Origin of the sequence: uncultured Sphingomonas sp. (genome assembly GCF_913062585.1) — a bacterium.
Taxonomy (GTDB): domain Bacteria; phylum Pseudomonadota; class Alphaproteobacteria; order Sphingomonadales; family Sphingomonadaceae; genus Sphingomonas.
In genome coordinates this window covers 35,117-49,019 of record NZ_CAJXWX010000012.1, presented here as the reverse complement: position 1 = coordinate 49,019, position 13,903 = coordinate 35,117, and the positions used below count along the sequence as shown (strand labels likewise).

Genomic DNA, 13,903 nt, shown 5'->3' with positions numbered 1-13,903 from the left:
CCGATCCAGAGCATTACGGATTGCGCGGGGTCTCGTCGCGCTGGCGCTGGGCGTTGGCCGCGCGGTTGTCGCGCACCCGCTGGGCGAAGCAGCCGGTCGCGCCGCCCGCCCCGACGGCCGAGCAGCTGCCGATGCTGTTGACGCCGGCGCCTTCGTTCAGCGTACCGGTCGCGCGCGCAGCCCAGCTTTCATTCTCGGGCGTGACCTGCAGGTCGCGCAGTTCCTTGGGCACGCGGAACTGTTCCTCCGCGCCGCGCCGGACGCAGACCACGATCTCGTTGCCGTTATTGTCGGTCGGGCAGCGTTCGTTGCCGAACAGGGTCAGCACGCCGTTGACTGGGGCGTTGCGCGAGACTTCGCCGGGCGCCTCGACCTTTTTCGGCTTGATCGCGCCGGGCGCCGCGACCTGCTGGGCCAGGGCCGGGCCCGCGATTACCGCCATCGCCAGAAGGGCTGCGCTCCTGATCATCCTCTCTCTCCCGCTTCGTCCGTTCAGAGGCGCTTGGCCGCCGCGATCGCGACCTTGCACCCTGCGCGGATCAATCCATAGAGCAGCGGATAGGCGATCGCCTCCTCGGCACCCGCGCCCAGCGCATGGTCCCGGTGCTCCAGCTCCTCGGCCTGGAAATCGGCGATCGCCTCCGACAATTCCGGATCGCTGTCGCCCAGCTGATCGCGCTGCGCCTGATAATGTTTGTCGATCTCGGTCTCGACCGCCGCGGTGCAGGCCATCGCCGCCTTCGGCCCGATCGCGGCGGTGATCGCGCCCAGCGCAAAGCCCGCCTTGTCCCAGAAGGGCTGGAATAGGGTCGGGCGCACCCGGCGCTCGGCGATCATCCGGTCGAAAAACGCGCGGTGACGCTCTTCCTGCTCGGCCATATGATGGATCGCGCGCGAAAAGGGATGCCGGTCGCCCAGCACGGCCAGCTGCCCGGCATAGATGCGGGTTGCCCCATATTCCCCGGCCTGGTCGACCCGGACCATCGCCTTCATCGGTTCGCGCCGGTCGCCCGGCATCCAGCGAAGCTGGCTCATCGCGCCTTCCTCATCAACACCAGGATCGCCGCCGCGCCGCCGAGCGAAAAGATCGCATTGAACCCGGCGAGCGAAATGCCGCCCAGGGTCCATTGCGCCACATCGCAGCGGATGACCGGCGCATGCATGATCGCATTCAGCCGGTCGGTCGCGCTCAATCCGTTCAAGTCCACCGTCGAGGTGCAGGCGGTGAAGCCCTGCCACCAGCCATATTCGACCCCGGCATGGGCCACACCGATCGCCCCCGACACCGCGATCAACAACGCGGCAAGGATGACAAGCGATCCCCGGATGCTGCGCTGGGGCACGAAGAAGGCCAGGAAGGCGGGCACCAGCGCGGCATAATGCGGCCAGCGCTGCCAATGGCACATCTCGCACGGATAGAGGCCACCGATCAGCTGGCTGCCCCAGGCGCCCGCCAGCAAGGCGGCGGGCAGCGCGAAGGCGATGATGTTCGCCAGGCGTTCGTTGCGGCTACGCGGGGTCGTCATATCACTTCACCGGCGGCTTGGTGGCAGCCGCGACCTGCGCCGGGCCGCCGAGGCGCGCGATGGTCTTCAGCGCATAATAGAGCTGGAAGTCGTCGATCCCCTGCTTCTTCAGCTGCTCCGGCGTCATGGCGAAGCGCGGGTCGGTCTTGGTATCCTCTTCCAGGATCGCGTTATCGGCCTTCACCTCGTTGATCAGGTGGCGGCGCAGATCGGCCTCGCGGAAGACGGGGCGCGTCTTGTAATCGGGATCGGAGATTTCCGGCACCTTGATGTCGGGCTCGATCCCGCCCTCCTGCACCGACCGGCCCGAAGGGGTGTAATAGCGCGCCGTGGTCAGGCGCAGCGCCGTCTCCGGCCCCAGCGGCAACAGCGTCTGGACCGAACCCTTGCCGAAGCTGCGTTCGCCCATGATGAGCGCGCGGTGATGGTCCTGCAGCGCACCCGCGACGATCTCGGAGGCCGAGGCGGTGCCCGAGTTGGTCAGCACGATGACCGGCAGGCCATGCGCATCATCGCCGGGCTTGGCGTAATAGCGTTCGATGTCCGACTTCTCGCGGCCGCGCTGCGACACGATCTCGCCATGATCCAGGAATGCATCGCTGACCGCGATCGCCTGGGTCAGCAGGCCGCCGCCATTGTCGCGCAGATCGACGACATAGCCCAGCGGCCGGTGGCCCAGCGCCTTGTCGATCGCCATGATCGCGGCGCGCGTGTCGGCACCCGTATTCTCGGAGAAGGTGTTGATGTTGATATAGCCGACATCGCCCTTCACCTCCCATTTGACCGGGCGCTGCACGATGACCTCGCGGGTCAGGGTCAACTCGATCGGCTTGTCGCGACCGGGGCGGACGATGGTCAGGCGGATCTTGGTGCCGGGCTTGCCGCGCATCTGGCCGATCGCCTCGTCCAGCGACTGGCCATAGATCAGCTTGCCGTCGATATGGGTGATATAGTCGCCCGACTTCACGCCGGCGCGGCCCGCCGGGGTATCCTCCTGCGGCGCGATGACCTTGATCGCGCCATCCTCCATCGAGACGGTCAGCCCCAGGCCGCCATAATTGCCCTCGGTCTGGATCTTCAGATTGTCGAAGTCGAGCGCGTCGACATAGCTGCTATGCGGGTCGAGCGAGGCCAGCATCCCCTGGATCGCGCCCTTGATCAGCGTGTCGTCATCGACCTTGTCGACATAGTCCGCCTTGATCCGGTTGTAGACGTCGAGGAACCGGTCGAACTGCCGCACGGTCGAGCTGTCCACCGCCGCCATCGCGGAGGTCGTGATCGGCACCATGGCCAGCGCGCCGACGATGGCAGTAGCAGTCAGAAGCGGACGTTTCGCAAACGAGGGCCGTGGGAACGAACTGGGCATCGAGGGTCCTGGACCAGAAAAGCGGACCGCCTGTGTAGCGGGAAGCCGGGCGCAATCAAAGCGCAACCGTGCTGAACGGGGGGTGAGCGGGGTGGGACGATGGGGATTCAAGAGTGGCAAGGGCCGAAGGCGCCCCGTTCCCGGACAGGATGCTGGATTGGGAAGCCTTGAAGCTTCCCAAAACCCGTCGTTGGACCAACATCTGAGAAGATCCGACAGCAAGCCTCGATCAATATCGCGTCCGTATGACACCGAAAAAGCTGCGCCCGGCCTCCGGAAACCCGTCCGTCAGCGTGTAGTACTTGTCGAACAGATTGCGCGCGCCAACGCCGATCGACAGCTGTTCCGTGAGCGCGAAGTCCGCCCGAACATCGGCACGGACATAGCTGCCCGTCCGATAATAGACCGGGGGTGACGCCGTGGTGACGGTGGTGCGGTTGGAGGCGAACTCCACGCTGGGTGTCAGCTCCAGGCGTGAGAAGGGACGCCAGTTCGCATAGACGAACCCCTTGTCAGACGGCACGTCGGTCAGCTCGAATGCGGGGATAACGACACCGGTTTGGGGACTGATCGCGAAATCACGCTCGATGTGCGTGTAATTGGCGCCGACGTCGAGCGTCGGCCCGACCCGTGCGGCGATCCCGATCTCGCCACCATAATAGTCGGCGGAGCCGAGATTACGGCGCTGGGAGGTGTTGGCGGGGAAGCCCGCCGGACGCACCGCCAAGATCGCGTTGTTGATGTCGCTGTAGAACAGCGCCGCGGTGACGGTCAGCGCGCCGATCGCGTGGCTGCCGCCAAGCTCGTAGTTGGTCGCACGCTCGGCATCGAGGCCGGGGTTCGATGCGGCGGTTCCGAACTGGGTGGAGAAGCGCTCGAACAGCGTCGGGAAGCGGGCGCGAGATGAGATGCTGGCATAGAGCCGGCTGCTCTCGATCGGCTTCCACTCGATGCGCCCCTGCGCGTTCCAGGTATCGGCATTGCGCAGCGGATAGCTGAAGATGCGGGCCGCGCCGCCCGTGGGCGGGGTGCCGTATTCCTCCGCGCGCGACAGGTCGCGCCAATCATAGCTCGCCCCCAGCGTCAGCGCGACGGTCGGGGTCAGGTCGCGGGCATATTCGCCGGCGATGCTGTAGGTGTCCTCGACGCTACGCTGGCGCGGTTCCGTAAAGCCGCTCGGAAAGCTCTGCTGGAACTCGTCGTGCCGGTCGCGGCGGTAATGGACGGCGAGCGACAGGCGGTCCGCATCGGTGGGCCGGAGCGCCAGCTCTGCCGAGCCGCCCCAGGATTCATCCTCGTAATAGCTGTTGAACGCGCGTGCGCGGGTCTGCGTGGTCTGCGTCCGATCGTCGAAGGCACTGAGCAGGTTGTCGAAGGTGTTGCGATAGACCCGCGTGCGCAGCGTCGCGCGGTCTCCCAGCGCGGTCGTGGAAAGGAAGTAGATGCTCTCGATGTTCCAGTAGGGCCAGCGCCAGTTGCGCTGGGTACTGACCGGGTCGGTGATGTGGAGGGGCGCGTTCTTCTCGCCTTCCTGCCGGGTGTAACTCAGTGAATATTCGTCAGTCGCATTTGGGGTGAAGCCGAGCTTGGCGTTCACGCGCCAGTCGCGCGTCGCGGAAAAGTCGCGCGCGCCTCCGTTCTCGTTCGCGGTCGGCGTGAAGCTGCCCGGCAGATCCCAATGATCGGTGTCGTTGATCGCATAGCTTGCCTGCGCATACCAGCGATCCTGCCGGGTGCCGATCAAGCCGAAGGCGTTGTAGCCAGCATAGTCCACCCCGCGATCGAGATTGAGCTGGGCGCGGCCTTCGATCTCCAGCACCTTGGTCGGCTTGCGGGTGACGAGGTTGACCGCGCCGCCCATCGCACCGGCACCGTCCAGCACCGAGGTGTACCCCTTCGCGACCTGAAGCTGCGCCACGTCGGGGGTGAGGAATCGGCCATAGTCGATGCGATTGTCGGCGGGCAGATAGACGCGAATGCCGTCGATCGACACCGGCACCTGGAACCGGTCGAAGCCGCGCACGAACAACAGGCGCTCGTTGCGCGACCCGCCGCTATTGCTGGCGGTGACGCCGGGGATCAGGCTCGCCGCCTCGTCCAGCGACTGCCGATCGAATGTGTAGATCGCCTCCTGACCGACCGACTCGCTGCCGATCTCGATGCCTTGCGGGCGGGAGCCGGTGACGATGATCTCGCCGAGGCGGAAGCTGTTGTCCTGCGCGTCCTGCGGCGCGGGCGACGCATCCTGCGCGAAGGCCGGCATGGCAGATGAAGCGAGCAACATGGCTGCGGTCAACGCAAGACGCATCGATAGTCCCCCTTTTGCGATCGAGGCGGCTGTATCGTCCTTCGATCATCTATATACGGTCAGATACATAGCTGTTGGAGGAGTTGCCGCCGATGTTCAATGCCCTGCTTGCTGCCGCGCTGTTGCAGGCGTCCGCTCCTGCACACGATAGGTGCCCTGAAGCCGTCGCGCCGCCTGCGGAATTGTCGGGCTGGGCCTCGCCGCGTCCGCTTGGTGCAGGTCGTACGGTCGGGCGGGCGACAATGCTGACGCCGGGCGTAGCGGTCGCGGCACGCCTGCCATCCACACGGGACGTCCGCTATGTGGTCCGACCGGAAAAGCCCGGCGGGTCGGTCAGCTATGGGGGCGTGTTCGCTTTCACCGTCACGACGCCCGGCCGCTACCGGGTTGCGCTGGGATCAGGTGCGTGGATCGACGTGCTGGCGGACGGCAAGCCCGCGACTTCGGTCGCGCACGGTCATGGACCTGCCTGCACCGGCATCCGCAAGATGGTCGATTTCGATTTGGCTGCGGGGCGATACGTCCTTCAGGTCGCCGGCAACGGCACCGCCGATCTGCCGCTGATGGTGACGAAGCTGCCGGCGTGATCGGACGGGCGGCGCTGACGCTTGCGGCGCTGATCCTGACCGTCGCGGTTGCCGCCCCGTGGCGGTGGTCGCTGCCGCCTGGAGTCGTCGCGCCGATCGTACCTGCCGACAATCCGATGTCGGCCGCCAAGGTCGCCCTAGGCCGTCGGCTATTTTACGACGCGGACCTGTCCATCGACGGCACCATGTCGTGCGCAAGCTGTCATGAGCAGAAGCACGCCTTCGCGGACGTGAACGCCACCCGGCCGGGCGTTCACGGCGATCCCGGTCGTCGCAACGTGCCGGGTCTCGCCAATGTCGCCTGGCTGTCGAGCCTTACCTCGGCCGACCCGCGCGTCACGACGCTGGAGGCGCAGGCGATGATCCCGATCTTCGGCCTCGAGATGGGGATGCACGGCAGCGAGCAGGAGATCCCACGCCGCCTGACGCGTGACGTCTGCTACCGCCGCCAGTTCCGCGCGGCCTTCCCGGACCGTCGGGGACGGATCGACATGACCAGCGTCGCGATGGCGCTGGCGAGCTTTGAGCGGAGCCTGGTGTCGTTCGGCACGCCCGCCGATCGCGGCGCGCTGTCACCGCAAGCCACTGCCGGCAAGGCGGTGTTCGACCAAACCTGCGCCTCCTGTCATTCCGGTCCCATTTTCTCCGATGGGCACTTTCACGTAATCCTGCCGGTCGACAAGGCGGATCGCGGTCTGGCCGAGGCGACGGGCCGGGCAGAGGACGAAGGGCGCTTTCGTACACCGCCCCTGCGCAACGTTGCCGTGACCGGTCCATGGTTTCACGACGGGTCCGCGCGCACGCTTCGTGACGCCATCGCCCGCCACCCGGTCATGCTGGATGCTGCCGATACGGGCCGCGTGCTTGCCTATCTGATGGCGCTGACCGATCGCGGCTTCATTGAAAATCCCGCTTTCGCGTATCCAGACGATCCCTGCGGCAGCAAATGACGGTGCTGCCGCACGGGTCGGGATCGATCACAATCGGAAGCGGATCGTCCCGCCGATGGTACGCGGGTCGCTCGGCGTCCCGACAATGAGGCCCGAATTACCCGCCTGGATCGTCAGGTTTTGGATGTAATCGGCGTCAACAAGGTTGCGTGCCCAGACGATCAGTTCCAGCCCGTCCGCGAAGCGGTAGCCGATATTGGCGTTGGTCAGGTTGTAGCTGCGGATATAGGTGAAGCGCGACAGGCTGGGGTCGCCGTTGAAGCCGCTACGTGAAGCGGTGTCGACATGGACGAAGACCTGCCCGTCACCCACGGCCCGCTGATAATCCAGCCCTGCGGTGATCGCGAAGCGCGGCAACGAAGCGAGGCGACGGCCGGTCAGGCTGCACCGGGTGGTGGTGGCGGTCTGCACCTCCAGCGGGCACGGGCCGGCGGGGTAGTTGGTATATTCCCCATCCGAATAGGCGAAGTTGGTGCGTGCGCTCAGCCCCGGCAGGATCAGCGCTGTCACGTCCGCCTCGATCCCTTTCACCGTCACCTGCGGAATGTTGGACAGGTAGCCGCGCAACTGCACCGTCTGGGTCAGCGAGTTCTCGACGACAGTCGCCTGGAAGTCGCGGACCTTGGTGTAGAAGCCGTCGATGTTGAAGATCAGCCGGTTGTCGAACAGGGTGTTCTTCAGGCCGATCTCGTAGGTCTCGTTGCGCTCGGGCCGCACCACGGCGGTCGCCAGCACCGGGCGGTTGTTGCTGTCGAGCGGGAGGCCCGACATGTTGATCCCGCCCGATTTAAAACCGCGCGCATAGCTCGCATAGGCCATCGTCGTGTCGGTTACCTGCCACGCCAGGTTGCCGCGTCCCGACAGGCTCCCATCGCTGTCATGCGCCTCATAGCTTTGCGGGCGCAGCACGCCAAGGCGGGCGTTAATGAGCGCAGTGTTGGTCGTTGCCAGACCACCCGAGACAGTGGTGGTGTAATAGCCGTCCTTTTCCTCCTGCGTGTAGCGCAGGCCGATCGTCGCGGTCAGGCGGTCGAAGAAGCGGTAGTTGACCTCGCCGAACACGGCGTGGCTGAGGCTGCGGAAGTCGGTGCGACCGTCCTGCCCGTAACCGTCGAGCAGGTTGGCGGGCACCGCAGTCGTTATCTGGTTCGGCGCGGTACCGGTGACGACAGTCGTGCCGATCAGATAGCGAGCTGCCGCAGGACCATAGATGCTGATCGGTCGGCCGGTCAGCCGCTGGCGGAAGCCGTACAGGCCGACGACATAGGACAGCGCCCCGGTCCCGTTGGAGGCGAGGCGTAGTTCCTGGCTATACTGGTCCTGCCGCGACGGAATGTGCTGCGAGAGCTGGACGGGCAAGCCGGTATAGTCGCGGTCGTTCTCTGCGTCCCAGTTCCAGAAGCGCCATGCCGTGACCGATGTCAGCGTGACCGGCCCCAGGTTCCAGTCGGTGATCGCGCTGACGCCACCTTCGTTGGTGTCGACGCCCAGTGGGCCGTCGATGTCGGTCTTGCGGTCGTAAATGTTGGTGCTGGGGGGAGCATAGCCGAACTGCGCGGCCAGACCGTTCGGCCCGCCGAACTGGCGGTTGGCTGCGCGCAAGCTGGTGCCGGTGCGAAGGTACACCTGCCCGCAGCAATAGGCCTGGAAGTTGGTGACGTCGGCGATGACGCGCATCTGGATTGCGTCGTCGGGCCTGAACAGCAACTGCGCGCGCACCGCCTGCGTCCCGATCGTGTTGGCGGCGCGGCCGGTGCGGACATTGTCGAGTACGCCGTCGCGCCGCGTCGACACGCCCGAGATCCGATAGGCGATGGCGTCGGTGATCGGCCCCGACGCCCAGCCCCTGGCCTGCAAGAAATTATAGTCGCCATAGGACAGTTCGGCGAAGCCCTCGCGCGTGAAGGTCGGCGCGCGGGTGGTGATGTTGAGCGCGCCCGCCGTCGTGTTCTTGCCGAACAGCGTTCCCTGCGGTCCGCGCAGTTCCTCGACCTGCTCGATGTCGGCAAAGTCGAACGCGGCGGTCGCGGGACGCGCGTGATAGACCTGATCGACATAGAAGCCGACGCCAGGTTCCAGTCCATCGTTGGCCTGGCTGACCGCGACAACGCTGGAACCCAGGCCGCGGATCGTGAAGGCGGTATTGCGCGGGTTGGCCGAGCTGTAGTTCAGCGTCGGGATGAGTGTCGTCAGCCCCTGCGTGTTGACCGTATAGCTCTGGTCGATCAGGTCGCCGCCCACCACCGACAGTGCTGCCGGCACGCGCTGCGCATCCTCCGCACGGCGTCGCGCCGTGACTATAACCTCGGGAATACCATCGTCGGCAGCGTCATCGGAGACTGATGGCGGCACCTTCGCCGTGGAGGTCTGGGCAAGCGCGGGAACGCTGAACGCAGCCATGGCTGTGGCGCAGAGAAACACTGCGAACCGCTTCGACATCGATGGACACCCCTGTTTGCGGTCCCTGCGGCCGCATTATGTTCGGGCGTATATCGAGTGTGTATCTGACCGTATATAGAGAGTTGGCGCTGGCGTCCGATCGGTTGCGTTCAGTCGGTTGGGATCGGCTCGGTGCGGAGGTGTTCGCGCAGGCGCGCATAGGCCGGACGCTCAGCAATTGCTGCGGCTTCGCGTTCCATCTCACGATAGGCTTCGAGAACCGCGAGGCCGCTCGCGCTGACCTTCGCCCCGCGTTCCCGACCGCCGCCCTTCAGCGTCTCGACCAGAACTGGATCGAAGCAGCGATTCATCTCGTCGACCAGTAGCCAGGCGCGGCGATAGCTCATGCCAAGCGCACGGCCTGCACCGCTGATCGAACCTTCGGCGATGATCGCCTCCAGAAGGTCTGCCTTACCCGGGCCCATCGCCAGCGCATCGCCGCAAGCGATCTGGATCTTCAGCCAGAGGGAGCCGAGCTTCATTTATTTGCCGATCATCACGTCGCTGGCCTTGATGATGACGGTGACCGTCTCACCGGTCGCCAGTCCGAGGTCAGCGATGGCTTCTTCGGTGATGTTGGCGGTGACGATGTTGCCGCCTCCGATATCGACCTTGATCGAGCCGTTGACGGCCCCCGGCGTGATCGAGGTGATCGTGCCGGAAATCTGATTGCGTGCGCTGATCTTCACGTTATGCCCTTTAATGCGATAGATGCCGGCGGCATCCGTATCCGCATCCTATCGCCATCCTGCGCCGACTGCCATGCGCCAAGTCGGGGTCGATATTCCGCCATATATGATGATCGCGGCGTAGACATGGCTTATAGGATCACCAGGAACCATGAGGCGATGATGTCCTGATGCAAGATACGCGATCCGAAGAAGCCATCCGGCGACAGCAATTGGTCGACGCAGAAAACCGCGCTCTGGCCCTGCTCGATCGTATCGAGGCAGAGGGATATCTTCAGGCCGGAAGGACCGAGCGGGAGGTGGAGCGCGACATTCTCGCGCTGGCGGAGCGCGAGTTTGGCGTCGAGAAGCACTGGCACAAGCGCATCGTTCGGGCAGGCGTGAACACGCTGGCGACCGCGAGAGACAATCCGCCCATCCGGGGCATCGCCGAGGACGATGTAGTCTTTCTCGATCTTGGGCCGGTGTTCGAAGAATGGGAGGCCGACGTCGGGCGCACCTATGCGATCGGAAGCGACGCACGGAAGCAGGCGCTCTGTCGCGAGTTGCCCCGCCAGTTCGACCTCGTGCGCGCCCGGTTCCTGTCCGACCCTGATATCACCGGCGATGCTCTATATGCCTTCGCCTGCCAGTCGGCCGAGGAAGCGGGATGGCGGTTCGGTGGTCATATCGCCGGGCACATCGTCGCGGAGTTTCCGCACGCGCGTCTGCCGGGTGCGAAGCAACTCAATCACATCAGCCCGGAAAACCCCGACCGCCTGCGCGATCCTGATGGTAACGGCTCCGTTCGGCACTGGATATTGGAAATCCACCTTGTCGATCCCGATGGCGGATATGGCGGCTTCTACGAGCGCCTGATGCTGGACGATCTGACTGCCGAGACGGAGGATCGCCAACTCGCCTGATAGGGGACAGGCCGGATCATCGCTCGCTTTCGGGGATGGCGGTAGATGATCCAACCTTTCTCACAAGGATGGTGAAGTGGGAATCAGCCGATCGGCCTCAACATCATGAGGCAGGGCGTGTCCTCACCCCACAAGTCCGGAAACACCTCGATCGGCTCGAACCCGCTGGCTTCATAGAAGAACCTGGTTTCGGCATAGTGCGGATCGGGATGGCATGCCGCCAGGGTCTTGACGGTTAACCAGCGGACGCCATCGGCTTTCAGCATAATTTCTGCTCGCTCGATCAGTTTGCGTCCGCAGCCCCTACCGCGCTGATCCCGCGCGACACCGATTACATGGATCTCGGCTGCGACCGATGTATGCTTTTCCAGCGAGAGAAAGCCGGCAGCTTTCCCGTTCTCCGTATAGGCGACCAAGGTCGGCAAGCGGGTCGTGGCTGCGACATATTCGTTTAGCGATTCAGGCCGTCCGAACCATTCGGGCAGGCTGTCGAGAATATTTCTCGCAATAATCTCTGTCCCTTCGCGCACCACTTCGATCCGGTACGTTCCAGCACTTGATGCGACGCCGCTCATATGGCCCCCGTTATCGATGGATACCTGAAAAAGCCATTTCCGATTGCAAACAGCCTGCGAGACGGCCGGGCATTCCCGTTGGGATCGAATTTCGAGAAATCTTAGCTCGGCTGACACCGCTTGTGATGACTCGAAGGGGGAGCAGTTGCCTCGATGATAGGTCCGCCGCATTGGACAACGGCCAGTGTCTTCTGCTGGATTCCTGTGTTCGGAGCCAAGGCGCATAGTAAAGCAGGCCGCCATCGCGGTGCCCCACGATGGCCGTCCTAGAACTCCAGGTTGTTCAAATCACATGGCGTAGCGCAGGCTGAGCAATGCGGTTCGCGGCGCGCTGAAGTAGCAGCCGGTGGCCGAGATGCAGGTCTTGAGATAGCGCCTGTCGAAGACATTGCTGACGTTCAACGCCAGGTTCGCGCCCTTCAGCGCCGGCGATACCGAAGCCAGGTCGAACCGCAACGCCGCATCGGCGATGGTCGCGGCGGGGATGCGATAGAGGTTGGCGGCATCGCCATAGAGCGAACCGAAGTAGGTCACGCCGGCCCCGATGCCCACGCCCTTCAGCGTGCCCGACTGGAAGCTATAGTCCGCGCGCGCGGATGCTTGATGATCGGGAACGAACGCCAGCGCATTGCCCTGGATCGACGCGCCGGCGGCGTTGCGGTTGGCCCGCAGCACCTTGGATTCGCTATAGGCATAGGAGGCGATGAGGTTGAGCCCGGGAACCGGCGTGAACTTGGCCTCCGCCTCCGCGCCACGAACCCGCGCTTCGCCGGTCTGCGTGTTGAAGCGGATGTCGACCGGATCGGGGGTCGTCACATTGGTCTGGCGAAGATCGAACACGGCAAGGGTGATGAGGCCCGGCAGATGGCGGAACTGATATTTGACGCCGCCTTCTCATTGCTTGCCGAGCGAGGGAGCAAAGGCTTGCCCCAGTCGATCCGTACCAGCGGTCGGCTGGAACGACGTTCCGTAGCTGGCGTAGGCGGCAAGGTCGTTCAGCAGTTGGTAGGTCAGGCCGACCCGACCGGTGAACTGGCGATCGCTCTGGCGAGCTTGGGTCTGCCGGTTGCTGGCGACTGTCAGGCTGTTGGTCGTGCTGTCGGTCCAGTCATAGCGACCGCTCGCCAACAGCGACAGGCGTCCCACGGTGCCGTTATACTGGCCATAAATGCCCGTCTGATCGCGGTTCTGCTGGATCGTCGTCGCGATCGGCGGCCGCACGGTCCCGCGCGTGTAGACGGGTGCGAACACATCGATCGAAGGCACGAGCCGCAAGGCACTCTCGTCATAGCGGGCGCGCTCATACTGATTATCGAGGCCGATCAGTACATTGTGCACGACACCGCCCGTGTGTCCACGCAGGTGCAGTCGCGTGTCGGTCGTCCAGACATGGCTGCGTTCCGGAAAGGCCCAGGCATAGCGGCTGAGGGTCCGGTTATCTGCCGCCAGCGCGATGCCTTGCACCCGCTGGGTGTCGGTCGTGACATCGGCATAGCGGATATTCTGCTCGAACCGCAGCGCCTCGCTCAAATCGCGACGCAGCTCGACCCCGACTAGAAATTGTTCGTTCCGGAAGTGATCATAGCTGGGATCGCCGATGAAGAGGCTGCGGCTGATCTGCCCCACCGGATTGGCCCGCAACGTCCCGACCACCGGCAGTGCGGGCGGCGCGCCTCCGCCGTCGGACACGATCTTCTGATACTGGCCCAGCAGCGTGATCGACGTGCGGTCGTCCGGCGCGAAGCGCAATGCGGGCGCAATAAAGATCCGTTTTTCGTTGAGATAGTCGGTCGGGGTATCGCTCGTCCGGACAAGGCCGGTCAGCCGATAGGACAAGGCGGCGTCTTCGATCGGTCCGCCGAAATCGATCCCGCCCTGGAAGCGGTCGAACGATCCGGCCTGCAACAAGACTTCGTGCAGCGGCTGGTCCGTCGGACGCTTGCTGACCATGTTGATAAGGCCGCCCGGCGCGCTCTGGCCGTAAAGTGAGGAAGCAGGGCCCTTCAACACCTCGATCCGTTCCAGGCCATAGGGCTCGACGCGGATCTGCGCATAGCCGCGCGCGCCGAACGGCAACCGCATGCCGTCGAGATACCGAACCGGATTGAAGCCGCGAACGATGATCCAGTCGTGCCGCACGTCGGTGTCGCCATATTGGCCGACGACGCCGGGCGTGTTCTGGATGGCCTGGGTCAGGCTTTGGACGCCGCGCACCGCGATTTCCTCGGCAGTAATCGTGTTGATCGCCTGCGGGGTCAGCAGGATGGGCAGGTCGGACTTCGACCCGCTCGACGTCTCGATCGGATAGGGCCTCGCCGTGACCACGATGTCCTGTTCGTCTTCTGCCTTGGACAGAGGCTGGCCATGGGCAGCTTGCGTCGCGGATGCGATGCACGCGACGAGCGCAACGGAACGAACCTTCATTACTCCCCCATATTTGATAACGACTCGCGTTAGCGTATCATTGAGGGCAAGGTCAATCGGTGTTGCAGAACCGAGTTGGCGATTAGTTCAGAGGGAAAGGGCGGAGGTTCAGGACCGTCGGCACCTTCCCATTT

General features: G+C 64.4%; 12 protein-coding genes and 1 pseudogene. 3 read left to right on the top strand and 10 right to left on the bottom strand.

The features are described 5' to 3' along the window. Positions 1 to 13: 13 nt before the first annotated feature. The 5 genes from QZ546_RS09810 to QZ546_RS09790 all read right to left on the bottom strand — a co-directional run bounded on the left by QZ546_RS09810 (position 14) and on the right by QZ546_RS09790 (position 5,200). Positions 14 to 469 (bottom strand): hypothetical protein, encoded by a 456-nt coding sequence (locus QZ546_RS09810; protein ID WP_294236602.1) that lies wholly within the window; start codon positions 467 to 469, stop codon positions 14 to 16. A gap of 23 nt (positions 470 to 492) precedes the next feature. Beyond that, positions 493 to 1,035, bottom strand: a complete 543-nt coding sequence (locus tag QZ546_RS09805; protein ID WP_294236600.1) for a demethoxyubiquinone hydroxylase family protein — start codon at positions 1,033 to 1,035, stop codon at positions 493 to 495. Further along, a complete protein-coding gene (locus QZ546_RS09800) occupies positions 1,032 to 1,526 on the bottom strand; it encodes a disulfide bond formation protein B (RefSeq protein ID WP_294236598.1) in 495 nt (164 codons plus the stop codon). Before QZ546_RS09800 ends, QZ546_RS09805 begins: the two co-directional genes overlap by 4 nt. A gap of 1 nt (position 1,527) precedes the next feature. After that, positions 1,528 to 2,814 carry a S41 family peptidase gene (locus tag QZ546_RS09795; RefSeq protein WP_294236715.1) on the bottom strand — a complete coding sequence of 429 codons (1,287 nt, stop codon included), beginning with the start codon at positions 2,812 to 2,814 and terminating at the stop codon, positions 1,528 to 1,530. A 307-nt stretch (positions 2,815 to 3,121) separates the two neighbouring features. Beyond that, positions 3,122 to 5,200 carry a TonB-dependent receptor gene (locus QZ546_RS09790; protein WP_294236597.1) on the bottom strand — a complete coding sequence of 693 codons (2,079 nt, stop codon included), beginning with the start codon at positions 5,198 to 5,200 and terminating at the stop codon, positions 3,122 to 3,124. Between the two features lie 92 nt (positions 5,201 to 5,292). On the opposite strand from QZ546_RS09790, the gene QZ546_RS09785 reads away from it, so the two are divergent. Both QZ546_RS09785 and QZ546_RS09780 read left to right on the top strand, forming a co-directional pair. Then, on the top strand, positions 5,293 to 5,787 hold the full coding sequence (locus QZ546_RS09785) for a homogentisate 1,2-dioxygenase (protein WP_294236595.1): 495 nt from the start codon (positions 5,293 to 5,295) through the stop codon (positions 5,785 to 5,787). Then, entirely contained in the window at positions 5,784 to 6,737 is a 954-nt protein-coding gene (locus tag QZ546_RS09780; RefSeq protein ID WP_294236593.1) for a cytochrome c peroxidase, read from the top strand. Before QZ546_RS09785 ends, QZ546_RS09780 begins: the two co-directional genes overlap by 4 nt. Before the next feature lie 27 nt (positions 6,738 to 6,764). Here QZ546_RS09780 and QZ546_RS09775 read toward each other — a convergent pair whose 3' ends face one another. The 3 genes from QZ546_RS09775 to QZ546_RS09765 form a co-directional block, all read right to left on the bottom strand. Then, positions 6,765 to 9,176: a TonB-dependent receptor gene (locus QZ546_RS09775; RefSeq protein WP_294236591.1), complete on the bottom strand. Its 2,412-nt coding sequence runs from the start codon at positions 9,174 to 9,176 to the stop codon at positions 6,765 to 6,767. A gap of 110 nt (positions 9,177 to 9,286) precedes the next feature. Next, positions 9,287 to 9,658 carry a winged helix-turn-helix domain-containing protein gene (locus QZ546_RS09770; protein ID WP_294236589.1) on the bottom strand — a complete coding sequence of 124 codons (372 nt, stop codon included), beginning with the start codon at positions 9,656 to 9,658 and terminating at the stop codon, positions 9,287 to 9,289. Further along, positions 9,659 to 9,865, bottom strand: coding sequence for a TOBE domain-containing protein (locus tag QZ546_RS09765; protein ID WP_294236587.1), 207 nt, complete (start codon positions 9,863 to 9,865; stop codon positions 9,659 to 9,661). A gap of 170 nt (positions 9,866 to 10,035) precedes the next feature. Between QZ546_RS09765 and QZ546_RS09760 the strand changes: the two genes are divergently transcribed. Further along, a complete protein-coding gene (locus QZ546_RS09760; protein WP_294236586.1) occupies positions 10,036 to 10,770 on the top strand; it encodes a M24 family metallopeptidase in 735 nt (244 codons plus the stop codon). A gap of 83 nt (positions 10,771 to 10,853) precedes the next feature. Here QZ546_RS09760 and QZ546_RS09755 read toward each other — a convergent pair whose 3' ends face one another. Both QZ546_RS09755 and QZ546_RS09750 read right to left on the bottom strand, forming a co-directional pair. Further along, entirely contained in the window at positions 10,854 to 11,345 is a 492-nt protein-coding gene (locus QZ546_RS09755) for a GNAT family N-acetyltransferase (protein ID WP_294236584.1), read from the bottom strand. Positions 11,346 to 11,633: 288 nt separating this feature from the next. Then, positions 11,634 to 13,769: pseudogene (locus QZ546_RS09750) on the bottom strand (TonB-dependent siderophore receptor). Positions 13,770 to 13,903: the final 134 nt, after the last annotated feature.

Bases quoted from the DNA above. Each gene is read 5' to 3' on its own strand.
- QZ546_RS09810 (WP_294236602.1), bottom strand. From the start codon at position 469: ATGATCAGGAGCGCAGCCCTTCTGGCGATGGCGGTAATCGCGGGCCCG.
- QZ546_RS09805 (WP_294236600.1), bottom strand. From the start codon at position 1,035: ATGAGCCAGCTTCGCTGGATGCCGGGCGACCGGCGCGAACCGATGAAG.
- QZ546_RS09800 (WP_294236598.1), bottom strand. From the start codon at position 1,526: ATGACGACCCCGCGTAGCCGCAACGAACGCCTGGCGAACATCATCGCC.
- QZ546_RS09795 (WP_294236715.1), bottom strand. From the start codon at position 2,814: ATGGTGCCGATCACGACCTCCGCGATGGCGGCGGTGGACAGCTCGACC.
- QZ546_RS09790 (WP_294236597.1), bottom strand. From the start codon at position 5,200: ATGCGTCTTGCGTTGACCGCAGCCATGTTGCTCGCTTCATCTGCCATG.
- QZ546_RS09785 (WP_294236595.1), top strand. From the start codon at position 5,293: ATGTTCAATGCCCTGCTTGCTGCCGCGCTGTTGCAGGCGTCCGCTCCT.
- QZ546_RS09775 (WP_294236591.1), bottom strand. From the start codon at position 9,176: ATGTCGAAGCGGTTCGCAGTGTTTCTCTGCGCCACAGCCATGGCTGCG.
- QZ546_RS09770 (WP_294236589.1), bottom strand. From the start codon at position 9,658: ATGAAGCTCGGCTCCCTCTGGCTGAAGATCCAGATCGCTTGCGGCGAT.
- QZ546_RS09760 (WP_294236586.1), top strand. From the start codon at position 10,036: ATGCAAGATACGCGATCCGAAGAAGCCATCCGGCGACAGCAATTGGTC.
- QZ546_RS09755 (WP_294236584.1), bottom strand. From the start codon at position 11,345: ATGAGCGGCGTCGCATCAAGTGCTGGAACGTACCGGATCGAAGTGGTG.